General features: G+C 71.5%; 22 protein-coding genes and 1 tRNA gene. 10 read left to right on the plus strand and 13 right to left on the minus strand.

The features are described from left to right. Positions 1–690: 690 nt before the first annotated feature. Positions 691–1,242, minus strand: coding sequence for a Clp protease N-terminal domain-containing protein (locus tag AB7J25_RS23315; RefSeq protein WP_428512126.1), 552 nt, complete (start codon positions 1,240–1,242; stop codon positions 691–693). Positions 1,243–1,250: 8 nt separating this feature from the next. Beyond that, on the minus strand, positions 1,251–1,469 hold the full coding sequence (locus tag AB7J25_RS23320; protein WP_428512128.1) for an AsnC family protein: 219 nt from the start codon (positions 1,467–1,469) through the stop codon (positions 1,251–1,253). Between the two features lie 305 nt (positions 1,470–1,774). Here AB7J25_RS23320 and AB7J25_RS23325 point away from each other — a divergent pair, with 305 nt between their 5' ends. Beyond that, entirely contained in the window at positions 1,775–2,296 is a 522-nt protein-coding gene (locus AB7J25_RS23325) for a beta-class carbonic anhydrase (RefSeq protein WP_428512130.1), read from the plus strand. A gap of 54 nt (positions 2,297–2,350) precedes the next feature. Here the strand turns inward: AB7J25_RS23325 and AB7J25_RS23330 are convergent, their stop codons facing one another. Then, complete coding sequence (locus AB7J25_RS23330) at positions 2,351–3,514, minus strand: DUF6777 domain-containing protein (protein ID WP_428512132.1); 1,164 nt, start codon at positions 3,512–3,514, stop codon at positions 2,351–2,353. A 194-nt stretch (positions 3,515–3,708) separates the two neighbouring features. On the opposite strand from AB7J25_RS23330, the gene arsC reads away from it, so the two are divergent. After that, a complete protein-coding gene (gene arsC, locus AB7J25_RS23335) occupies positions 3,709–4,062 on the plus strand; it encodes an arsenate reductase (glutaredoxin) (protein WP_428512134.1) in 354 nt (117 codons plus the stop codon). Here arsC and AB7J25_RS23340 read toward each other — a convergent pair whose 3' ends face one another. Beyond that, on the minus strand, positions 4,063–5,184 hold the full coding sequence (locus AB7J25_RS23340; RefSeq protein WP_428512136.1) for an ABC transporter ATP-binding protein: 1,122 nt from the start codon (positions 5,182–5,184) through the stop codon (positions 4,063–4,065). Positions 5,185–5,382: 198 nt separating this feature from the next. Between AB7J25_RS23340 and AB7J25_RS23345 the strand changes: the two genes are divergently transcribed. Beyond that, on the plus strand, positions 5,383–6,264 hold the full coding sequence (locus tag AB7J25_RS23345; protein WP_428512138.1) for a hypothetical protein: 882 nt from the start codon (positions 5,383–5,385) through the stop codon (positions 6,262–6,264). An 86-nt stretch (positions 6,265–6,350) separates the two neighbouring features. After that, positions 6,351–7,127, plus strand: coding sequence for a hypothetical protein (locus AB7J25_RS23350; protein WP_428512140.1), 777 nt, complete (start codon positions 6,351–6,353; stop codon positions 7,125–7,127). A 38-nt stretch (positions 7,128–7,165) separates the two neighbouring features. Here AB7J25_RS23350 and AB7J25_RS23355 read toward each other — a convergent pair whose 3' ends face one another. The 6 genes from AB7J25_RS23355 to AB7J25_RS23380 form a co-directional block, all read right to left on the minus strand. Then, entirely contained in the window at positions 7,166–8,200 is a 1,035-nt protein-coding gene (locus AB7J25_RS23355) for an ABC transporter ATP-binding protein (RefSeq protein ID WP_428512142.1), read from the minus strand. Then, complete coding sequence (locus AB7J25_RS23360; RefSeq protein ID WP_428512144.1) at positions 8,197–9,702, minus strand: ABC transporter permease; 1,506 nt, start codon at positions 9,700–9,702, stop codon at positions 8,197–8,199. The genes AB7J25_RS23355 and AB7J25_RS23360 overlap by 4 nt, the downstream gene beginning before the upstream one ends. 2 nt (positions 9,703–9,704) lie before the next feature. Next, on the minus strand, positions 9,705–10,721 hold the full coding sequence (locus AB7J25_RS23365) for an extracellular solute-binding protein (protein WP_428512146.1): 1,017 nt from the start codon (positions 10,719–10,721) through the stop codon (positions 9,705–9,707). Between the two features lie 90 nt (positions 10,722–10,811). Beyond that, positions 10,812–11,834, minus strand: a complete 1,023-nt coding sequence (locus AB7J25_RS23370) for a GNAT family N-acetyltransferase (RefSeq protein WP_428512148.1) — start codon at positions 11,832–11,834, stop codon at positions 10,812–10,814. Between the two features lie 175 nt (positions 11,835–12,009). Continuing rightward, a complete protein-coding gene (locus AB7J25_RS23375) occupies positions 12,010–12,891 on the minus strand; it encodes an alpha/beta fold hydrolase (protein ID WP_428512150.1) in 882 nt (293 codons plus the stop codon). Between the two features lie 182 nt (positions 12,892–13,073). Continuing rightward, positions 13,074–13,853, minus strand: coding sequence for an IclR family transcriptional regulator (locus tag AB7J25_RS23380; RefSeq protein ID WP_428512152.1), 780 nt, complete (start codon positions 13,851–13,853; stop codon positions 13,074–13,076). Between the two features lie 169 nt (positions 13,854–14,022). Here AB7J25_RS23380 and AB7J25_RS23385 point away from each other — a divergent pair, with 169 nt between their 5' ends. The 5 genes from AB7J25_RS23385 (at position 14,023) to AB7J25_RS23405 (ending at position 20,016) form a co-directional block, all read left to right on the plus strand. Further along, a complete protein-coding gene (locus AB7J25_RS23385) occupies positions 14,023–14,859 on the plus strand; it encodes an IclR family transcriptional regulator (RefSeq protein ID WP_428512154.1) in 837 nt (278 codons plus the stop codon). A 270-nt stretch (positions 14,860–15,129) separates the two neighbouring features. Next, positions 15,130–17,073, plus strand: a complete 1,944-nt coding sequence (locus AB7J25_RS23390; RefSeq protein ID WP_428512156.1) for an FAD-binding monooxygenase — start codon at positions 15,130–15,132, stop codon at positions 17,071–17,073. A gap of 124 nt (positions 17,074–17,197) precedes the next feature. Beyond that, positions 17,198–18,592, plus strand: a complete 1,395-nt coding sequence (locus AB7J25_RS23395) for an MFS transporter (protein ID WP_428512158.1) — start codon at positions 17,198–17,200, stop codon at positions 18,590–18,592. A gap of 13 nt (positions 18,593–18,605) precedes the next feature. After that, positions 18,606–19,055, plus strand: a complete 450-nt coding sequence (locus AB7J25_RS23400) for a universal stress protein (protein WP_428512160.1) — start codon at positions 18,606–18,608, stop codon at positions 19,053–19,055. A gap of 76 nt (positions 19,056–19,131) precedes the next feature. Continuing rightward, positions 19,132–20,016 carry an IclR family transcriptional regulator gene (locus AB7J25_RS23405; RefSeq protein ID WP_428512162.1) on the plus strand — a complete coding sequence of 295 codons (885 nt, stop codon included), beginning with the start codon at positions 19,132–19,134 and terminating at the stop codon, positions 20,014–20,016. 105 nt (positions 20,017–20,121) lie between these two features. Here the strand turns inward: AB7J25_RS23405 and AB7J25_RS23410 are convergent. Both AB7J25_RS23410 and AB7J25_RS23415 read right to left on the minus strand, forming a co-directional pair. Then, a tRNA-Pro gene (locus tag AB7J25_RS23410) sits at positions 20,122–20,198 on the minus strand. Between the two features lie 34 nt (positions 20,199–20,232). Then, positions 20,233–21,174, minus strand: a complete 942-nt coding sequence (locus AB7J25_RS23415) for a metallophosphoesterase (RefSeq protein WP_428512164.1) — start codon at positions 21,172–21,174, stop codon at positions 20,233–20,235. A 35-nt stretch (positions 21,175–21,209) separates the two neighbouring features. Here AB7J25_RS23415 and AB7J25_RS23420 point away from each other — a divergent pair, with 35 nt between their 5' ends. After that, positions 21,210–21,680, plus strand: coding sequence for a GatB/YqeY domain-containing protein (locus tag AB7J25_RS23420; RefSeq protein WP_428512166.1), 471 nt, complete (start codon positions 21,210–21,212; stop codon positions 21,678–21,680). Positions 21,681–21,889: 209 nt separating this feature from the next. On the opposite strand, the gene AB7J25_RS23425 is transcribed toward AB7J25_RS23420, so the two are convergent. Next, positions 21,890–22,846: topoisomerase C-terminal repeat-containing protein (locus AB7J25_RS23425; protein ID WP_428512168.1), on the minus strand; the 957-nt coding region annotated here is incomplete at its 5' end.

The raw sequence follows: 22,846 nt of genomic DNA on the forward strand, positions 1-22,846 counted from the left end.
CACCATGGCCCTCCTCACCACCACCAACCCCGAGGAGAAACTAGCCCCACCAGAACTGATGACGGCATGATCTAAACCGCAGAGCCTCCCGCGAACGGAGTTACACCACTCCTAGGGACGCCACCCTGCGAAGCGCGTCGGGGCTCTGCGAGGGGGTGGCGGGTCTCTGCGAGGCGGCGGCCGGCGCGGGGGTGTGCGTGCCGTCGGCCTGGTCGCCGGTGCTGGGTCGGGTTCGCAGGGATCGGGCGCGCCTCGCGCGGGCTGCGGCGCCTGCGAGGCGTGGCGGGGCTCTGCGAAGGGGTGGTCGGGGCTCTGCGAGGGGTGGCGGGGCTCTGCGAAGTGCGGCGGGGCTCTGCGAGGGGGGTGGCCGGGGCTCTGCGAGGGGGGTGGCGGGGCTCTGCGAGGCGGCTGCCGGCGGCGGGGGTGTGCCTGCCGCCGGCCTGGTCACTGGTGCTGGGTCGGGTTCGCAGGGATCGGGCGCGCCTCGCAGGGGCTGCGGCGCCTGCGAGGGGTGGCGGGGCTCTGCGAGGGGTGGCGGGGCTCTGCGAGGGGTGGCGGGGCTCTGCGAAGCGCGCCGCTCTGCGAGGGGTGGCGAGGCTTTGCGAAGGGGTGGTAGGGCTCTGCGAGGCACGCCGACGCTCTGCCAGGCTCGGCCGGGCGGCGCCGTGAACCCGCCACCGGCCCGCCGGATCAGCCGCTGGCGGCGCCGCGGCCCAGCTCGTCGACGGCCCGGCGCATCGCCTGAAGGGTGACGCCGTGGCCGTCGAGGATCCGCTGCCCCCGCCCGGTCCCGGTGTGCAGCAGCCCGAGCAGGACGTGCTCGGTGCCGATGTGCCGGTCGCCGATCCGCACGGCCTCCCGCAGCGCGAGCCCGAGCACCTTCTTGGCGTGCGCGTCGAACGGGATGTGGCCGGTGCGGAAGCGGCGCCTGCGGTCGAGCGCGCCGGGCCCGAAAGCCTCTTCGACGTGACGGCGCACCTCGTCGAGGTCGATGCCGAGGGTGGCGAGCGCGGCGGCGTCGCCGGCGTTCCCGTCAGCTCGGTCGTCGGCGCGCAGGGCGTCCTCGACGCCGCGCGCGGTGACGCCGGCCTGCGCCAGCAGCGTGGCCCCGCGTGCTCCGGGGACGGCGAGCACGGTGAGCAGCAGGTTCTCGGTGCTGATGCGCTCCTGTCCGCGCTGCCGGGCATCCTCCTGGGCGAGCACGACGACCGTGCGCGCCGCCTTCGTGAACCTCTCGAACATGTCCCCTCCTAGAAGCCGTGCCGCCGGTACTTCTTGTGCACGGCCTGGCGGCTGACATGCAGCACGTCGGCGATCTGCTGCCAGGACCAGCCCTGGGTGCGCGCGTTGCCGACCTGCAGCTCCTCCAGCGACTCGAGCAGCCCGCGCAGCGCGCGCACCGCTTCCAGCCCGACCGCCGGGTCCCGGCTCGACGCCGCCGCGGCGACCGCCGTCGTGTCCGTGCTCATTCCGTCAACCTAGGTTGACACCACCCATGATGTCAACCTGGGTTGACGACCCTGGTGCCAAGGGCCGCACCGCGGGGGGAGCCGACGAGCGAGAACCCGGCGACGACGACCACGCCGAGGACGACGACGGCCGCCGGCCTCACGTTCGCCCTGTTACCGAGTCGACGTGTCGCGGCCCACCCGTACGGGGCGTCGCGACGCTCCCCGCCACGTCCGCCGCTCTGGGAGACTCCCGGGACGGATCGAGGGCGGGCCGTCCGATGGCGGGCCGCCCTCGACAGCTTTCAGGCGACGGAGAGGAACGGATGGGAACCGACGAGCTGATCCGCCGCTACGAGGCGGGCGGAGGCCACCTGGCCAAGGCCAACGCGGAGGGGCTCGCCGTCCCTCCTGCCCTGCACGTGGCGCTGCTGACCTGCATGGACTCGCGGATCGACGTCTTCGCCCTGTTCGGCATGAAGCTCGGCGAGGCGCACGTCCTGCGCAACGCGGGCGGCGTCGTCACCGACGACGTCATCCGTTCGCTCACGATCAGCCAGCGCAAGCTGCAGACCCGCGAGATCATCGTCATGCAGCACACCGGCTGCGGCCTGCTGACCTTCACCGACGACGAGTTCTCCGAGGAGCTCGCCGTCGAGGTCGGTATGCGGCCGCCGTGGCGCACCCACGCCTTCCGCGATCCGGTCACGAGCGTGCGCCGCGACCTCGCCCAGCTCGCGCACGACCCGTTCCTGCTGCCGGAGACGAAGCTGCGCGGGTTCGTCGTGGACATCAACACGTTCGACCTGGAGGAGGTCCATCTCGACGGGCCGGCAGTTCTGGGCTGATCACGACGGCGGGCGGCACGACGTGCCCGTCGGGCCCACGCGTCGGGCATCGCTCTAGTTGGCCAGCTGGAACGACGCGACGGCGCCAGGCTCGCCGTCGCAGCCGGCCGTTGCGGATGCATCCACCGAGTAGGTCGCGTGCATCGTCACGACCTGCCAGCTGCCGTCGATGACCGCGGCGGTGACCGGGGTGATCTCGAATGTGATCACTGTGCCTTCCTGAGGAACGAAGTTGCAGTCGTACGCGCCGGCTTCAGGGCCTTGTGCCCGCCACACCGATCCATCGCGGACGAGCGGGTGGGAGGACAGCCACCGGCCGTCGAGCCGCCGAAGCGTGCAGGTCGAGGCACTCTCACAGGTGATCTCGATGGGGATGGGCTGGCGTTGGCAGCGCTCGGCGTTCCCGCAGTCACTCACGGTGCGGGTCAGTGTGTACTCGCGTCCGAACGTCGCGTCCTCGAGACGGCCCTCGTCCCGCTCCCCAGCGGTACCTGCGGGACGGTCGATCGTGGTGCTGTCGTTCGCGAGATTGATCACGACAAAGGTTGTGATCGGGAGTGCTGCCGGCTGCACCGTCGTGATCTGGTCCGCGGAGAACGCCGGCCACGCGCCCCCGGGGTAGGACGGCCTGCTGAAGTTCCGCGCGGGCGTGAGCGGATTGCCGCACTTGCACCGCACTCGTGGCACACCCATCTTGTCGACCAGGACCGCCGAGCCGGCCTCCAGTACCGAATCGAGGGTCGTGGCCGTCCCGTCCGCGAAGCCGTGATTGGTCACCGCGGTGTCCGACCGCAGGATCATCGGGGTCAGCTCGGCTACGTAGTTCGCGATCCCGTCCGGTGCGATGCCGAGCACGGTGGCCCATGCCGCGCCCTTCTCGGGGTTCTGCTGTAGGTAGGTGACGAGCTTGGTGCGGTCACACGCCGCATCGTTCAGCGTGCCACCGTAGAGGCCGACCGAGTCGCCGGCGATGCTGATGCCGGTCTTCCCCTGGGGACGGTTCACCGGTTGGCCGTCTCCGATCGATGGCGCGAAGGGGTCCTCCCCCTCAGCCGCGTACGGCAGGGCGACGATCTCGGTGGAGAAGGCTCCCAGCGCGTAGAGGCCGGTCGCTGTGAGGACCCCGCCGGCGAGGAGGGCAACCACGAGCAGGAGTGCGCTCACGCGCCGCCGTCGGTCAGGTGTCACCGGCCGGATCAGGGGGTCTGGCTCGGGCATGTCCGCTCCTCCGGGTGGGTCTTGGCAACGCTCTCGCCCGCACCGGGCGGGTTGTTACCACTGATGCCGCGGCAGCCTGGCCCGGCTCCCCGCGTGCCCGGGCGTGCAGCGGTTCAGCCCGTGACCTGCCTGAGCGCACGCTCGACGCGCCGGGTGCGGCAGGGGAGTCGCGGCACCGGCCGTAACCTGGTCCCGTGGCCGACGACGTGACCATCTGGCACAACCCCCGATGCTCCAAGAGCCGCGGCGCGCTGGAGCTGCTCGCCGAACGGGGCGTGGACCCCGAGGTGGTCCGCTACCTGGACGTCGCCCCGGACCGGGCGGCCTTGGAGGACGTCCTGCGCCGGCTCGGCACCGACGATCCACGCGCGATCATCCGCACGGGCGAGGCGCGCTACCGCGAGCTCGGGCTGGCCGAGGCCGATCGCGACACCCTGCTCGACGCGCTGGCCGCCGAGCCGGCGCTGATCGAGCGGCCGATCGTCGTGGTGGGGGAGCGGGCTGTGGTGGCCCGCCCGCCGGAGAAGGTGCTGGACCTGCTCGGCTGATCAGCGCTCGTCGGCGCCCACCCGCTCGCCGTTCTCGGCGGAGAAGACGTGCTCCTCCTCCGGCCGGATCTGGACGTGCACGACCGCGCCCTTGGCGGGCGGTTTGCGGGCGTCGACCCGCAGCGTGATCGTCTTGTCGGAGGTGACGGCCGCGCCGTTCGGTGCGTCGACGACGAGCCGGCCGTAGGCGAACGCGTCCGAGCCCAGCTCCTCGACGACGAGGATCTCGACGGGGAACCCCTCGCCCGCGTCCACGAGCGAGATGCCCTCGGGCCGGAAGCCCAGTGTCGCGGTCTTGGCACCCTGCTCGTGGAGTGCCGCGAGGGCCGAGCGCGTGATCGGGACGGCGTGACCGGCGATCTCGGCGCCGTCGGCGGTGATCGGCACCTCGACGAGGTTCATGGCGGGCGAGCCGATGAAGCCCGCGACGAACACGTTGCCGGGCCGGTCGTAGAGGTTGCGGGGGGTGTCGACCTGCTGGAGCAGGCCGTCCTTGAGCACCGCCACGCGGTCGCCCATCGTCATCGCCTCGACCTGGTCGTGGGTGACGTAGACGGTGGTGACGCCGAGGCGCCGCTGCAGCGCCGCGATCTGGGTGCGGGTCTGCACGCGCAGCTTGGCGTCCAGGTTCGACAGCGGCTCGTCCATGAGGAAGACCTGCGGCTCGCGGACGATCGCACGGCCCATCGCCACGCGCTGGCGCTGGCCGCCGGAGAGTGCCTTGGGCTTGCGGTCGAGGTACGGCGCGAGGTCGAGGATCTGGGCGGCGTCCTCGACGCGCTTGCGGATCTGGTCCTTCGGCATGCCCGCGATCTTGAGGGCGAAGCCCATGTTGTCCGCGACCGTCATGTGCGGGTACAGCGCGTAGTTCTGGAAGACCATCGCGATGTCGCGTTCCTTCGGGGCGAGGTGCGTGACGTCGCGGTCGCCGATGCGGATCGCCCCGCCGTTGACCTCCTCCAGGCCCGCGAGCATCCGCAGGGACGTGGACTTCCCGCACCCGGACGGCCCGACGAGCACGAGGAACTCGCCGTCGGAGATGTCGAGGTCGAGCCGGTCGACCGACGGGCGCGCGGCGCCCGGGTAGTGCCGCGTCGCCTGGTCGAACTGGATGCTCGCCATGTCGTCCTGCCCCCGGATGCCACTCGGCGGTGTGATCGGCTTCACTCTGACACGGTCGCCGTGCTCGACGCCACAGCTTGCCCACGGATCGCACGCGGAACGCTCATCTGAGCATCGCGGTGCTCATCCGGGTGTAAACGGCGAGGGCTGGCCGATCCGTTCACGACATGCCGCGCCGCCGTCCGCCACGGTGAGGGCATGGATCTCGCCGCAGCGTCCGCGTTCCTCGCCGGGCATGCCCGCCAGCTCGACCGTCTCCGCTTCGCCGCGTTGCTCGGTCGTGCCTCGCCGGACGCGGTGCTCGCCGCCGTCGAGGCGTACCGCAACCCGGACGGCGGGTACGGCTGGGGCCTGGAGCCGGACCTGCGCGCTCCCGAGAGCCAGCCGGGCGGGGCGTTGCACGCGCTGGAGGTGTTCGCGGAGGTCGCGCCCACCACCACCCCGGCGGCGATGCGGCTGTGCGACTGGCTCGCCCGCGTCGCGCTGCCCGGTGGCGGCCTGCCCTTCGCGTTTCCCGTGGCCGACCCGGCGGCCTGCGCCCCGTTCTGGGTGCAGGCCGACCCGTCGGAGTTCTCGCTGCAGAGCACGGCGTTCGTCGTCGGGACGGCACTGCGCGTGGCCGCCCACGACGCCGCTGTGGCGGACCACCCGTGGCTGCGCGCGGCCACCCGCACCTGCCTGGACGCGATCGCGCGCCTGGATACCGCCCCGCACCCCATCGCGCTCTCCTTCGTCGTGCGCCTGGTCGACGCCGTCGCCGGCGCCGATCCGGGGGCGGTCGCGATCCTGGACCAGCTCGGCGCGTTCGTGCCCCGGGACGGGACGCTGCACGTCACGGGCGGTGCGGACGACGAGTACCTGCGCCCGCTGGACTTCGCACCCACCCCGGGCCCGGCGCGCCGGCTCCTCGACGCCGCCGCCGTCAAGGCCGACCTGGAGCGTCTCGCCGCCGGGCAGCGGCCGGACGGCGGCTGGGTCGTCGACTTCGGGTCGTTCTCCCCGGCCGCGGCCCTCGAGTGGCGCGGCTACGCCACCGTGCGGGCGGTCGGCGTACTGCGCGCGAACGGGTTCCTTACATGACGGCGCGGTCCGCCGCGAGGCTGTTGCCGGGTCTCGGTGGAGTCGAGCACCATGAGCGCCCATCGTTCGGTGGTGTGGAGGCTGTCGTGGAGCGTGACGTCGCGAGAGATCGACCCGGGCCGGGCCCGGTGCCGCCGGGGGCGCCCGTGCCGCGGTCGGCACCCACCACCTTCCACCCCACCGCCGCCGCGCGAGCCTACGGTCCGGCGGACCCGACGTCGGTCGTGCCCCTGCCCGGCGCGCCGCCGCCCGCGCAGGGGCTGACCGGCGCGCCGTCCGCCGCGCCCCGCCGCCGGACCGGGTTGTGGGTCCTGATCGCGGGGCTGGTGGTGGTGGCGCTGCTCGGGGTCGGCGGGACCGTCGTGCTCACCCGCGGGGAGAGCGCCCCGGTGGCGGTCGGTCCGGGTGTCGCGCCGCCCGTCCAGCCCTCCGTGCAGCCGTCCGCGCCGCCGTCCGCGAACCCGACGACCCCCGCCGATCCGACCTCCGCTCAGGGCCGCCTCGACGCGCAGGTGCGGACGGACGCGGCGGCGGTCGCCGCGCTCGCGGACCGTTGGGTACCCCAGCTCTACGCGGAACGCGCCGGCGCCGTGCGCGGCTCGTCCACGATGGACGCCACCTCGATCCTGCGGGACTACACCGCGGTGAAGGCCCAGTACCCGAACGCCGTGCTGCTCGCCTCGGGTGACTTCACGAGCTTCGCGATGCCCGGCTACTACGTGGTGGTGGAGCCACGGCCCTTCGCGACGGCTCAGGAGGCCGTCGCGTGGTGCACCGCCGAGGGGCGCAGCGCCGAGTTCTGCTACGCCAAGCTGCTCTCGCACACGGCGGGTCCGGACGGGAGCACCGTCTACCGCAACTGATCGGGCTTCGAGCGATCGATCCGTCCGGATGAGCGGGCTCAGGCCCGTTCGAACGTCGCCGTCCCGCGCAGGCTCACCCGCACCTGGTCGTCCACGGCGGGCAGCTGGTGGCCGGGGCAGCGCGCGGTGACCTCGCCGATCAGCGGCACCTGGAGACGGACGACGGCGTCGTGGCCGTGGAAGTCCGCGTGCCGGACGTGCGCCACCACCCCGTCCGGGCCCCCGTCGAGGGCGATCTGTTCCGGGCGCAGGAGAACGGTGCCGGGACCGTCGGCGGCTGCGACGAGGCCGACCCGTCCGAGGGCGCACTCCGCGACGCCTCCGCGCGCAGTGGCGGGCAACACGACGACGTCCCCGACGAAGGCGGCGACGCCGCGGTCCGCCGGATTGCGGTAGAGCCCGGTCGGGGTGTCCTCCTGCACGATCACCCCGTCGCGCATGACGGCGACGCGCGAGGCGAGGCGCAGCGCGTCGTCCTGGTCGTGGGTGACGAGCACGGTGGTCGTGGCGGTGGCCGCAAGGGCGTCGGCGACGGCGCGGCCGGTGCCTGCGCGCAGCTCGGCGTCCAGGGCGGAGAACGGCTCGTCGAGCAGGACGATCCGGGGCTGCGGGGCGAGCGCGCGGGCGAGCGCGACGCGTTGCTGCTGGCCGCCCGACAGCTCGTGCGGTCGCCGCGTGGCGAACCCGACGTCCAGCCCGACGAACTCGAGCAGCTCGGCGACGCGCGCGTTCGCGCGGCGCTCGCGGCGGGGCAGGCCGAAGGTGATGTTGCGGGCCACGGTGAGGTGCGGGAAGAGGTTGCCCTCCTGGGTGACGTAGCCGATGCCGCGACGCTCGGCGGGTCCGCTGGTGGGCCGTCCGGCGATCTCGATCGTGCCCGCATCGGGACGGTCGAAGCCGGCGATCAGGCGCAGCAGGGTGGTCTTGCCGCAGCCGGATGGCCCGAGCACGGCGGTGAGGCCGCCCTCGGGGACGACCAGGTCGACGCCCCGCAGGACCGGCACCGGTCCGAACGACCTGCACAGACCCGTGACGCGCAGGCCGGTCTCGACGCGCGTGGCGGTGAGGGTCACGGTGCCTCCCGGGTGAGCAGGTATGCGGCCGGGGCCGACACGACGATCATCAGCAGGGCATACGGGGCCGCGGCGCCGTACTCCAGCGTCGAGGTGTGCGACCAGAACTCCGTGGCGAGGGTCGCGGTCCCGTTCGGGGCGAGCAGCAGGGTGGCGGTGAGCTCGGTGACGACCGCGAGGAACACCAGGGCCGCACCCGCGCCGAGCCCGCGCGCCACGAGCGGCACGGTCACCCGGCAGGCCACGCCGATCGGCCGGACACCCAGGGAGCGGCCGACGTCGTCGAGCTCCGGCGGGACCTGCAGCAGGGCGGCCCGCAGGCTCACCATGACCCGCGGCATGAACATCACCGCGTACGCGCCGACGAGCAGCAGCGTGCTCTGGTAGAGCGGGGTGCCGATGGCGAGCACGACGAACGCGAGCGCGACGACGATCCCCGGCAGCGACCCGGCGACGTAGGTGCTGCGCTCCAGGATCCGCCCGAACCGCCCGGGGCGGCGCACGCAGACCCACGCGACGGGAAGCGCGAGGACGCAGGTGAGCGCCGCCCCCGCGACACCCAGCCCGACGGCGGTGGCGGTGGTGGAGGCGAGCAGCGCGAACGGGAAGGCGGTCGAGTTCCCGGTGACGAGCCAGTGCACGAGGCTCCCGAGTGGGACGGCGAGCGCGAGCACCACCAGCGCCGCCATCGCGAGCCAGGCCAGCGGGGCGAACCCGCCGAGTGGGTGACGCACCGCGGCCCGCGCCGCGCCGGAGCCGATCCGCGCGACGCGCGACCGCCCGGCCAGGCGGCTCTCCGTGAACAGCAGCAGCAGGCAGCCGAGCACGAGCACGCCGGAGAGCATCGTGGCCGCCGGTCCGTCGAAGGTGGACTGGAAGACGGTGTAGACGGCGGTGGTGAACGTCGAGAACCGCAGCGCCTCCAGCGCCCCGTACTCGGCGAGCAGGTGCAGGCCCACGAGTAGCACGCCACCGAGCAGCGCGGGCCGCAGCTGGGGGAGCACGACGCGCCCGAACGTGCGCCACGGCCCGTTGCCCAGTGCCCGGGACATGTCCTCGAAGGCCGGGTCCATGCCGCGCAGCACGGCTGCGGCGGGCAGGTAGACCAGCGGGAAGTAGGACATCGTCGTGATCAGCACTGCGCCCCAGTACCCCTCGACGGCCGGGGTCACCGACACCCACCCGTAGCTGTTGACGAACGCCGGTACGGCCAGGGGGGCGGCCATGAGTGCGGTCCACACGGGCCGCCCGGGCAGCGTGGTTCGCTCGACGAGCCACGCCGCCCCGACGCCGATCACCGCGCAGGCGGCGCACCCCGCGACCACCAGCGCCGTCGTGTTGACCAGCAGCTCCCCGACGCGGGCCCGCAGCAGCAGCGCCGGGGCCTCCTGGATCGACGCCAGCCCGAAGCCGAGGACGTAGGCGAGCGGAACCAGCGTGAACGCCGCGACCGCCGCGGCCGCCACGGTGGCGAGCCGCGGCACCGTGGCGGTCGGGGTCACGGTCATATCAGCCCGACCCGCTGCATCTCGGAGATCACCTTCGGGCCGTTGAGGGTGTTGAGGTCGACGGCGGGTGGCTGCAGCTCGGAGAACGGCTTGAGCTGGGGATTGGCCGGGACGCCGTCGCCGACCGTGTACTCCAGCGCGTCCGTGCTCGCGAGGATCTCCTGGCCGCGCTTGCCGCTCATGAACGCGACGAGCTGCTGCGCCTCGGCGGCGTTCTTCGTCGAGCCGACCACTCCCGCACCCGAGACGGAGACGAACGCGCCGGCGTCGGCGTGGGAGAAGAACTCCAGCTGCGTGTTGCGGCTGCCGCCACCGCCCTCGGCCCGGTCCTTGTACCAGTAGTAGTGGTAGATCACCCCGGCCGGGATCTCGCCAGCGTTCACAGCCTTCATGATCGCAACGTTGTTCTGGTAGACCCGCGCGTTCGACGTGAGGCCCTCCAGCCACTGGCCTGCCAGCTGGTCGCCCTCCACGGCGTAGACGGCGCTGACGATGGCCTGGAAGTCCGCCCCGCCCGCGGCGACGCCGACGCGGTCCTTCCACTGCGGCTGCTGCAGGTCCATGATCGAGTTCGGCAGCTGGTCGGCGGGCAGGAGCGAGGGGTTGTAGACGAGCACGGTCGAGCGGGCGGCGACGCCGATCCAGTCGCTCGACCCGGACTCGTACTGCGCCGGGACCTGCGCCAACGTGGCGTCGTCCAGCGGCGCCAGCCGGCCCTTGCTCGACAGCAGCGACAACGCCGGCGTGTTCTCGGTGATGAAGACGTCCGCGGGAGAGCTGTCGCCCTCGGCGATGATCTGGTTGGCGAGCTCGAAGTCGCCACCCTGCCGGATGGTGACGGGGATGCCGGTCTCCTCGGTGAACTCGTCCGCCCAGGCCTTGGCGATCTCCTTGTGCTGCGCGCTGTAGAGGGTGAGCGGTGCCCCCGGGGCCGGTGTGGTGGCGGTGGGGCCTCCGCAGGCGGTGAGCGCCAGGGCGGCGAGCATGGCGGCGACCGGGTCGAGCAGGCGCACAGGGTCCCTCCTTCGGGCGATGACGAAGGAAGGTTAGCATCGCCAAAGATGGTAAAGAGGGGCTTTGACCTGCGTAAACTCCGAGAAGTATCAGGCCGTGGTGGCCGGGACGGGCAGCGAGGCGCGCAGCCGCACCGTCCCGTCGACGATCTCCGCGCACGGCAGCAGCCCGGCCCGGCGGAAGAGCTTCGTGGACCCGATGTCCTCCGTGCGCGCCGACGCGACCAGCTCCGACACCCCCCGCTCCGCAGCCGTCTCCGCGGCCATCCGCAGCAGCGCGGTGCCCAGGCCCCGGCCCTGCCAGGCATCCGCCACGAGCAGCGCCACCACCGCGGTGCCCGGCTCGTCCGGGTCGACGTTCGCAAGCGCGACGGCGCTCCCGCCGTCCGCGGTGAGGGCGAGGATCGCCCCGCCGCCGACCAGGCGGGCGAGCGCCTCGGGCGTCAGGCGGGCGGTGGGTGACAGGAATCGGGACCGGCGGGTGTGCGGCGAGCAGATCGCATGCATTGCCCCGACCAGCGGGGCGTCCGACGCCGTCGCCGCTCGCAGCAACACCTCCGAACCGTCCTTCAGCAGCAGGGTGCGCTGCGCCGGCGCCGGCGTGGCACCGCGCAGCTCGATCTGTGCCGCCAGTTCCAGCAGCGCAGCGGCCCTCGACAGCTCCGTGGCGGTGAACGGCCACGCCCGCCCGAGATGCAGCTGCTGGCCCCCGACCCGCAGGCCGTGGACGTGCGCGGGGCCGTCCGCACCCGGGTCGACCAGCCGCGCCCGCAGCATCGTCGCCACCGCGCGCGGGGCGCTGCCGGGGTCGGCCGCGACCATCCGCGCCAGCGCGAGCGCCGTGGTGGCCGGGTCGGACAGCTCCGTCGCGTCCGCCCGCACCAGCAGCGTGCACGGGATCCCGGCCTGCTCGACCGCGGTCACCAGGTCGGCCGGGTTGCCGCCGTCCGGGACGCGCACCAGCAGCTCGTCCGTGACCGAACCGGCGTCGGTCGGCTCGCCGACCACGTGCAGCGAGATGATGTTGCATCCCGCGTCGCCCACCGCCGTCGCGAGTTCCCCGAGCCGACCGGGTCGATCCTCGAGCTCGACGTGAACGCGCCACAGTGCCACGGGAGGCAGGGTGTCACGGCCGTGTTACGCGTCCGGATCCCGGGGATGACGGCTGGACGTCGCCGTGGTGCCTGTGGTGCTCGTGGTGCCTGTGGTGCCCGTCGGACGCCCGCGAGTTGCGCATCCCGCCGCCGCGAGTTGCGCGTTCTGCCGCCGCGAGTTGCAGGTCTCGCCGTCAGGCGCGGGCCACGCCGAGGAACCCCTGCAGCGCCGCGAGCGTCTCCGCCGGGCGCTCCTCCACCAGGAAATGCCCCGCGTCCACGGCGCCGCCACGTACGTCGGTGGCGCGCTCCCGCCACACCGCCAGCACGTCGCCCGATCTCCCGACCACGCCCCGCGAGCCCCACAGGACGAGCAGCGGCGCCTCGACGCTCCGCCCGGCGTCGGCCCGGTCGTGCTCCAGGTCGATCGACGCGCCGGCCCGGTAGTCCTCCATCATCGCGTGACGGGCTGCAGCGTCGTCGAAGCAGCGTTCGTACTCCGCGAGCGCGTCCGGCGCGTACACGCCCAGGCCGCTTCCCCAGCCGCCCAGCAGGGAGTGCAGGTAGAAGCGCGGGTCGGCGCCGATCAGCGTCTCCGGGACCGGCTCGGGCTGGATGAAGAAGAACCAGTGGTAGTAGGCGGTGGCGAGCGCCCGGTCGACGTGCTCGTAGACGTGCAGCGTGGGCAGGATGTCCAGGACGGCGGCCCGCTCGACGGCGCCGGGATGGTCGAGCGCCATGCGGTGCGTCGTACGCGCGCCGCGGTCGTGCCCGATCACCGCGAACCGCTCGTACCCGAGCGCGCGCATCAGCCCGACCTGGTCGGCGGCCATCGCCCGGAAGCTGTACGACGCGTGGTCGGCGTCGGAGTCCGGCTTCGCCGAGTCGCCGTAGCCGCGCAGGTCCGCGGCCACCACCGTGTGGGTGCGGGCCAGCGCGGCGGCGATCCCGGCCCACATCGCCTTCGTCTGCGGGAAGCCGTGCAGGAGCAGCAGCGGTGGGCCCTCGCCCCCGCGGACCGCGGAGATGCGGGTCCCGTCGACGTCGGTGTCGACCCTCTCGAAGCCCTCGAACACCCGGTGGACGGTAGCTCAGGTGACGCGTTCCCGGGCCGGGTGCCGGCTCCCGGGAACCTGGAGATCGCGCTCGATGCCGCCGGCCCGGTCCGCGGCGCGGCGATCCGTCGCGTCGCAGTGCTCAACTCGGAGCGCTCCGCGCCGCTCAGCCTCCGGTCCGGGCCTTGCCTGACCGGCTGGCCTCACTTCTCGTCAGCAGCGACCGCTGCCGCGAGCTCGCGCTCGATGTCGGCCGTGGTGAGGGCGAGCGCGGCGACCAGCTGAGGCAACACCGACCGCGAGAACCGGGCTCTCGGCATCGAGATCGACACGGCCGCTTCGGCCAGACCGTCGGGCCCGCGCACGGCCCTGCCGATGGCAGTGACGCCGGTCTCGGTCCGACCGTCGTTCAATGCGAATCCGCGCTCGCGCGCCCGACGCATCTCGCGGCGGAGCGCTTTCGGATCGGGCCGCTCGTCGAGGCGGTCCAACCACCGTTCGTCGCTGTAGATCGCGTCGAACTGCTCGGGCAGCAGGTCGGCCAGCAGCAGTGCCCCGCCGGAGGCCTCGTGCGCGGGAAAGACCATGCCCTCGCGGTTGCCCACCCGCAGGGCTTGGGTTCCTTCCACCGAAGCGAGGAATCGGACGTGGTCACCGGCCAGCACCATGAGGTTCGTCGACTCGGCGACTCGCTCTGTGAGCACCACCAGATGCGGCAACGCGACGGTGCGCAGGAGGGCCGCGCGGGAGTGTGATCGGCCGGCGAGCGACAGCACCGGGCCCGCGCTGTAGCGCCGGTCGCCGTCCTGCATCGCGAAGTCCCGATAGCTCAACATCGACAACAACCGGTGCGCGGTGGAGCGGGCGACGCCCAGGCGCTCGGCCGCCTCGGACACCGTCAGCGGCCCCTCGACCTGCAAGATCGTCGCCAACTGGAGCGCATGGTCGACGCTGGTGATCGCGTAGGTAGGACGGTTCTTCATAGCAGAATTCTATGTTCTTCCTGATGGTACGGCTGTCACAATTCAGGTACGGCGTTCCGGTGCGAACGGTTCTCCCGAGCCCCGCGTTCACTTCGATCGCGGCGACGCCGACCCGGTCCTGACGCGAGATGGGACCCCACTGTCGTACATGCAGCCGGAGGTGGCTTTGGTGAGCAACAACTCGTCGGACGGTCGGTCGATCATCGGCAAACTCGCGGCCATCCTCCGGACGTTCTCCACCGGTGATCTCTACTCGCTCTCCGACATCGCGCGATCGGCGAACCTGCCCGTCTCCACCACGCACCGCCTGGTGGCGGAGCTGACGAAGTGGGATCTCCTGCAACGCGCCGACGACAAGCGCTACCGCATCGGGACGCTCGTGACCCACCTCGGCACCGCGGTATGGCACGAGCCGAACCTGAAGGAGCACGCGCGACGGATCCTCGACGACCTGTCCTCAGCCACACGGGCCACCGTCCGCCTCGGCGTGCTGGAGGACCGGGCCGTCTCCTACATCGAGAAGCGGCCCGACACGCCCATGACTCCGACGTTCACGGCGCGAGCACTGCCGGCCCACGCGACCGCCATGGGCAAGGCGCTACTGGCGTTCGCTCCACGAGAGACCCTCGACGCCGTCGTCAAGGATGGCCTCGAGCGGTACACGCCCTTCACGATCGTGTCGGCTCCGGCACTTCGTCGCGCACTGGCCATCTCCCGGCTCACCCGCGTGGCGACCAGTCGGCAGGAGTTGCGTCTCCACACCGCGGCCGTCGCCGTGCCCGTCGTGGCGGGCGGTGCGGTGGTGGCGGCCCTCGAGCTCACCGTGGGTGGCGCGGGCCACCAGTTGCACGTGATTCAGTCAGCCGTTGTCGTCGCCGCCCGGGCACTGTCCCGTGAACTGATCGCTGACCAGCATCGGGCTGGGCAGGACCGGCTCGTGATCGTCAAGAGCCCGAGCGTGATAGAGCGGCAGACCGGCAGCCTGACGTGGGCGGAACACCGATAGCCGACGAACCGGCCAGCCCTTCTTCCGGTCGATGGAAGGAGTGGTGGACACGCGCGACGCGCTTCGTGACGTCTCGGCCTTCCCTGTCGCCAGCAGCGGCGCTCGGCGAAGGGAGCCGTGCCAGCGGCTGTCGGATTCGAGGCACCGGCGGGCCTCGCGCTGATTCGTTCCCTTTTCCGGCCGACGGAAAGGGGGGTTGGTTCGGCTTGCGAGCCACATGAGACTCACCGCGACAGTGATCACGCACCCTCTGTCCGAGGAGCATGAACGATGCAGTTCTATCTCAACGGCTACAAGCCCGGCGATCCGTTCGTTGAGGACCCGCACCCCTCGGTCGCGCAGCGGTCGGGAGGCCTACCCGAAGACGCCGACGTGCTGATCATCGGGTGCGGCCCGGCCGGTCTGGTGCTGGCCGCGCAGCTGGCGAGTTTTCCCGACGTTCGGACCGTGGTCATCGACCGCAAGGACGGCCCGCTCGAGGTCGGCCAGGCGGACGGGGTGGCGTGCCGCAGCGTGGAGATGTTCGAGGCTTTCGGCCTGGCCGACCAGCTGGTCCACGAGGGGTACTGGGTCAACGAGGTCGCCTTCTGGCGCCCCGACCCGGCCGACCCGAGCAGGATCACCCGGACCGGGCGCATCGACGATGTCGAAGAGGGCATATCGGAGATGCCGCACGTGATCGTCAACCAGGCCCGGATGCTCGCCTATCTCCTCGACCACATGCAGCGCTCGGCCAGCAGGCTGGAGCCGTTCTACGGCCTGCACGCCGACGACATCAAGATCGACACAAGCGGCTCGTCCGAGTACCCGGTGACGGTCACGATGAAGCACCTGAAGGACTTCGAGGAGACCGGGGAGACCTCGACGATCCGGGCCAAGTACGTCGTCGGCAGCGACGGCTCGCGCAGCGCCACCCGCACCGCAATCGGCCGCGAACTGGCCGGCGACGCGACGAACCAGTCCTGGGGTGTCGTGGACGCCCTCGCGGTGACCGACTTCCCGGACATTCGACTCAAGTGCGCGATCCACTCCGCCAACGCCGGCAACATCCTGATCATCCCGCGCGAGGGCGGGTACATGGTGCGCCTCTACGTCGCATTGGACAACGTTCGCGACAAGGAGATGCTGGAGAACCGCAGCGTCACCCCGGAGAAGCTGGTCGCGGTCGCGAACCGGATCCTGCACCCTTACACCGTTGAGCTCAAGAGCGTCGGCTGGTGGGCGGTGTACTCCATCGGCCAGCGCCTGTGCGAGAAGTTCGACGACGTCCCAATCGAGGAGATGTCCACCCGCCTGCCGCGGGTGTTCATCGCCGGCGACGCTTGCCACACCCACAGTGCCAAGGCCGGACAGGGCATGAACGTGTCCATGGCCGACACCTGGAATCTCGGCTGGAAGCTGGCCTCAGTCCTGCGTGGGACGGGCCGCCCAGAGCTGCTGCACACCTATTCCGAGGAACGTCAGAAGATCGCCAAGCAGCTCATCGACTTCGACCGTGAGTTCTCCAAGATGTTCAGCGCCCATCCCACCGGATCCGGCGACGCTGACGATATCGGGGGCGACATCGAGGGTGTCGACCCCGAGGAGTTCCAGCAGTACTTCATCACCCAGGGGCGGTTTACCGCCGGCGTCGCGACGAAGTACGGCCCGTCGATGATCACGGCGGAACCGTTCTTCGAGAAACTCGCGGAGGGGTTCCCGGTCGGGATGCGGTTCCACTCCGCCCCGGTCGTCCGGTTGGCCGACGGCAGACCGGTGCATCTGGGCCACGCCGCCCGGGCGGACGGTGCCTGGCGGCTCTACGTGTTCGCCGACCGCGCCGAGCCGAGCGCAGCGAAGTCGCACTTCCGCGAGCTGTGCGACTTTCTCGAGTCGGATGCCTCGCCGATCAGGCGCCACATACCCGCCGGCGCCGACCCCGACTCCGTGCTCGACGTCCGGGCGATCTTCCAGCAGTGCCACCGCGAGCTCACTGTGGACGCGATGCCGTCCATCCTGCTGCCCAGGAAGGGCACGCTCGGCCTCGTCGACTACGAGAAGATGTTCTGCCCCGACCCGAAGGCCGGCGACATCTTCGACCTGCGCGCCGTCAACCGCGACACCGGCTGCATCGTCGTCGTCCGCCCGGACCAGTACGTCGCCCACGTGCTCCCGCTCCACGGACACGACGCACTGGCCGACTTCTTCGCCGGGATCCTCGTCGACCAGTCGTAGGGCCGCCGCACCCGGACCGGCGGCTGACACGCCGTGAGGTCGCCATTCGCGCGAAGTCCCGGGTCGCGTCACCGGGTCGATTCCACCGCAGCTCTTCTTCGCTGCACCTCAAGGGAGATACGGCATGAGCACGTTGGTCAGCGCAACGCCTGAGCAGGAGGCCCGACGCCGCAAATCGGTGATCTGGGTCGTCTCGATCGCCACCGTGGGTCTCGTCTTCGACGGCTACGACCTTGTCGTCTACGGCACGGTGGTCTCGACATTCCTGCGCGACCCCTCCCAGATCGGCCCGGTCACTCCCGCGGTGGCAGGCGCCCTCGGTAGCTACGCGCTGGTTGGGGTGCTCGTCGGAGCCTTGCTCGCCGGCTCCGTCGGCGACATTCTCGGCCGCCGGAAAGTGATGCTGGTCGCCTATGCGTGGTTCTCCATCGGCATGGCGGTCACCGCGCTGATGAGCAGCGCGACACCCTTCGGCCTGATGAGGTTCATCACCGGCCTCGGCGTCGGCGCGCTGGTCGCCACTACCGGTGCCATCGTCTCGGAGTTCGCACCACCAGGGAAGAAGAACCTGTGTAACGCCATCACCTACTCCGGCGTTCCGTTGGGCAGCCTGCTCGCCGCACTGCTGGCCATCCTGCTGCTCGCCGGGATCGGGTGGCGTGGAATGTTCTGGATCGGCGCCCTACCGATTGTGACGCTACTGCCGCTGGCCTTCTTCAAGATGCCTGAATCACCGACCTGGCTCGCCGCTCGCGGCCGCATTGACGAGGCCAGGGCAGTCTCGGAGCGGACCGGCGTGCCGTTGGCCGAGGTACCACCGGTAGGCGAGGCGAGTGCGCGCCGCGAGCGCGTGGGGTTCGCCGGACTCTTCGGGCAGGAATACTGGCTGCCGACCGTGCTGCTCGGTCTGATGAGCGCCACCGGTCTGGTGCTGGTCTACTCGCTGAACACCTGGCTACCGGAGTTGATGCTGCGCGCCGGGTTCAATGCCAAGGGATCACTGTCGTTCCTGCTGGTGCTCAACGGCGGCGCGGTCGTCGGCGCTCTGATCGGATCTCGGGTTGCCGACCGCCTCGGCCCCAAGCCGGTCGTCGCCGCCTGCTTCCTGATCGGATCGGCGGCCATCGCCCTGCTCACCGCCAGCCTCCCGCTCGCGCTGCTGCTGCTCTTCGTCGCGATCGCCGGGCTGGGCACCAGCGGCACCCAGACGCTGATCTACGGTTTCGTCGCCAACTACTACCGGACGACCGTCCGCGGTGCGGGGGTTGCCTGGTGCGCCGGATTCGGCCGATTGGGCGGTGTCGGCGGGCCGGTGATCGGCGGCCTGCTCATCGCGGCCGGTCTCAGCACGAACTCAATCTTCTATGTACTCGCCGGACTCTCGGTGCTGGGCGTGCTTCTCACCCTGCTGGTCCCGCGCGCCCGAGGCCCGCGCGACCTGCACCCCACAGCGATCGAACCCTCCAGGACGGCCACCTCGGTGACCTCGGAGCCCGGAACCCCGCGCTCCTCACGTTGACCGGAGGAAAGAAATGTACAACCGGATTCTGGTGGCGATCGACGCTTCGCCCGACTCGCCCGATGACTCTCTCAACCGCACCACGCAGTTCGCGACAATGACCGGCGGGACCGTGTACCTGCTGCACGTTGCCCGGGGCCACATCATCCCGGCCGACATCAGCGCCGGATCCGGCCTCGGGGTCCGCTCTGCCGAGGACGACGTCGACGTCCGAGAGCGGCAGGTCGTGCAGCACGCCGTCGACCAGCTCGCCGCCGCGGGCATCGACGTGCACGGGGAGATGATCGAGGCCACCGAGCGCGATGCCGCCGAGGTCATCGTCCAGCGCGCCAAGGAACTCGAGGTCGACATCATCGTGCTGGGCTACCAGCACCACCGCGGCTCGGCGGTCGCCGAACACGTGATCCGCCAGCAACCTCATTGCTCGATCCTGTTGGCCCGCCCCCCGCTCTCGAACGGATGAATGCCCCCGGAGATCACACTACGAGGCAGAGGGAAACCTAGAGGTGGCCGGCAACTCGGGCGTCCGCGGTCGATCTGTGATCAGCAAGGTCACCGGCATCTTCCTCGCCATCACGGAGGTCGACGGGCCCACGTTGACCGAGATCGCCACCCGGTCCGGGCTGCCGCTGTCCACGACGCACCGGCTCGCGAACGAGTTGCTGGCGTGGGGACTCCTCGAGCGCGACGCCGACGGACGTTATCGGGTCGGGTCACCACTCAGGGCGCATGCGGCTGCGGACCCAACGGCGCGTCAGGACGCTGGAATGCACCTCCGGGAGCGGGTCGCCCCGGTGATGGACGACCTGTTCCGCGAGACCGGGGCTCATGTTCGCGCGGGGTTGCTGGACGGAACGGAGGTCGCCTACATCGAGAAGCTTTGTGGGCACCGCCCCGTCACCTGCTTGTCCGCCGCAGCCCGACTCCCGGCACACGCCACCGCGCTGGGAAAGATCCTGCTGGCGTTCTCCCCGACTGCAACGACCGATCTGATCGTCGCTCGCCGGCTCAAAGGGTACACGCGGGCGACGATCACCGAACCGGATCAGTTGCGGCGGTCTTTTCGAATGATCCGGATTGCGCGCATCGCAGTGTCGAATCGGGAGCTGAACGAGGATTGGTGTGGGGTCGCGGCACCGGTGTTCGGTCCGGGCGGAATGGTGTGGGCAGCCATCGAGCTCCGAGTACACGACTTCACCGCCGGTCTTTCTGCGGTTCGCGCTCCCCTGACGATCGCGGCGGCATGCCTGTCGCGCGATCTTGCGGCGCACACGGATCGAGGCCTGGGTCCTGAAGTTGACTCCCAGATGGCCCCACACGCCGACGACCGCCTTTCGCCGCACTATCGGCGATCCCGCCGCGATCGTCTGCGGCTTTCAGTGAGGTCGAGACCCAGTGCGTCATCCGCGCCGGAGCCTGCATGAGACAGCGCCGCTCTCAGGAAGGACACCAACGGCCAGGTACCCCGAGGACCGACGAAGGCCCTGGTCTCAGCTCGCGATTTGAGCCTCTGACCAGGACCTTTGTGGTGGTCGGGGTGACAGGATTTGAACCTGCGACCTCTTCGTCCCGAACGAAGCGCGCTACCAAGCTGCGCCACACCCCGATGGCCCCGGACTCCCCGGCGACCGTGGAGAAGTCTAGCCGACGTCTGCAGCCGCCGATTCGGGGGTGGGCTGCCGCCTCTCGTCCCCGACCGGGCGGGGGACGAGGGTCAGCAGGCTCGCCTCCGGCGGGCACGCCAGCCGAACCGGGGCCCACGGCGAGGTGCCGAGGCCCGCCGAGACATGCAGCTGCGTGTGGACGCCCCAGCGCGACACCCCACGGACCCGGGAGCGGTCGATCCCGCAGTTGGTGACCAGCGCGCCGAAGAACGGCACGCACACCTGCCCGCCATGGGTGTGGCCGGCGAGGACGAGGTCGTAGCCGTCCATCGCGAAGCGGTCCAGCACCCGGGGCTCGGGGGAGTGCGTGAGACCGAGCCGCAGGTCGGCGTCCTTCGCGGGGGCGCCGGCGATGCGGTCGTAGCGGTCCAGCCCGAGGTGCGGGTCGTCGACGCCGGCGACGGCGACGGTGAGGCCGGCGGCCTCGACCGTCACCCGCGTGTGGGTGACGTCCTGCCAGCCCCGTTCGACGAGGGCGGCCCGCAGGTCGCGCCACGGCAGAGGCGCGCCGCTGGGGCGCTTCGACGGGCCGCGGAAGTAACGCAGCGGGTTCTTCGGGGTAGGGCCGAAGTAGTCGTTGCTGCCGAATACGAAGAGCCCCGGGAAGCGCAGGAGCGGCGCCAGCGCGTTGACCACGGCCGGGACGGCACGCGGGTGGGCCAGGTTGTCGCCGGTGTCGACGACGAGATCGGGCTCGAGCTCGGCCAGTTCGGCCACCCAGCGCTGCTTGCTCGACTGCCCCGGCGTCATGTGCAGGTCCGACACGTGCAGCAGCCGCAGCGGCCGCGATCCCGGCACCAGAACCGGCAGAGTCGCCTCGCGCAGCGTCCAATGGCGCCGCTCGACCCCGGCGGCGTACGCGACCGTCATCGCGCCGGCACCTGCGGCACTCGCCGCTACCCGACCCCAACTCGACATCTGGACAGCGTACGGGTGGGCTAGCGTGAGTGTCCGTGAGCACCCTCAAGGAGCGGCTGCGCGCCGATCTCACCGCCGCGATGAAGGCACGCGACGAGCTGGTCAAGTCCACCCTGCGGATGACGCTGACGGCCATCGGCAACGCGGAGGTCGCCGGAACCGAAGCCCGCGAGCTGGACGACGCCGAGGTCCTCAAGGTGATCACCAAGGAGGCGAAGAAGCGGGCGGAGTCGGCCGAGGCCTTCGCTGCCGCCGGGCGGGAAGAGCTCGCCGCCCAGGAACGCGCCGAGGGCGAGGTGCTCGCCCGGTACCTGCCCGCTCAGCTCACGGACGAGGAGCTGGCCGCGGTCGCGCGCGAGGCCGTCGCCGCGGAGGCCACCGACGCCGGCCAGCAGCCGGGCCCTCGGCAGATGGGGCAGGTCATGAAGCGCGCCACCGCGGCCGTGGCAGGGCGGGCGGACGGCAGGCGGGTCGCTGCGGCCGTGAAGGCCCTGCTCACGGGTTGACCGGGTCGGGGCGACCGGCGGCGTGCTCGGGTGGCCGCCCGTGTGCGGTGTGGTCTCGCTCGCGCCCTTCCGCGCGGCCGCCTGCCGGCGAGCTGACACACACCGCGTGGCTCTGGCACACAGGGTCGGCGGTGTGTGCGGGCATCACGGGGTGTGTGCGAGCGCTGGCACGTCTGTGCGGGTGCCGGCGGCCGCGGCCGAGATGTGGCTCAGGACGCCGCGGCGGCCTTCCGCTGGGTCGTGGACCTCCGCGCCGCGGGCTTGCGCGTCGCCGGGCCCCGCGCCCGCCGTTCGGCGAGCAGCTCCGACGCGCGCTCGTCGGTGATCGTCGCGACCTCGTCGCCCTTGCGCAGCGACGCGTTCGTCTCCCCGTCGGTGACGTACGGGCCGAACCGGCCGTCCTTGATCACCATCGGCTTCTTCGTGGCCGCGTCCACGCCCAGCTCTCGCAGGGGCGGTGCGGCGGCGGCGGTGCGGCGCCCGCGCTGCTTCGGCTGCTTGTAGAGCTCCAGCGCCTCGTCGAGCGTGACGGTGAAGAGCTGCTCCTCGTCGGCGAGCGACCGCGAGTCCGTTCCCTTCTTCAGGTACGGCCCGTAGCGGCCGTTCTGGGCGGTGATCTCCTCGCCGTCGGCCGGGTCCACGCCGACCAGGCGGGGCAGCGACAGCAGCCGCAACGCGTCCTCGAGCGTGATCGTGTCCAGCGACATCGACTTGAACAGCGATCCCGTCCGGGGCTTCGGCTTCGCCGCCTTCCTCCGAGTCCCGTTGGACTCCTCGGCGACCTCCGGCAGGATCTCCGTGACGTACGGGCCGTAGCGCCCGTCCTTCGCGACGATCTCGTGGCCGGTCACGGGATCCGTGCCCAGCTGGCGCCCCTCCTGGGGTGTGGCGAACAGGCCCTCGGCGATCTCGGCGGTGAGCTCGTCCGGCGGCAGGTCCTCGGGCAGGTTCGCGCGCTGCGACGTGCCGTCGACGACCCGCTCCAGGTACGGCCCGTAGCGCCCGACGCGGACGACGACGGGATGGCCGTCGGCATCGTCGAACAGCCGGATGGAGTTGATCTCGCGGGCGTCGATCTCCTCCAGGTTCACGCCGACGAGCTTCTTGAGCCCGCCCGCGCGGGCGACGGAGCCGTCGCGCCCCTGGTCGCCGCCGAAGTAGAAGCC

The organism is Pseudonocardia sp. (assembly GCF_050246655.1).
Lineage (GTDB): Bacteria > Actinomycetota > Actinomycetes > Mycobacteriales > Pseudonocardiaceae > Pseudonocardia.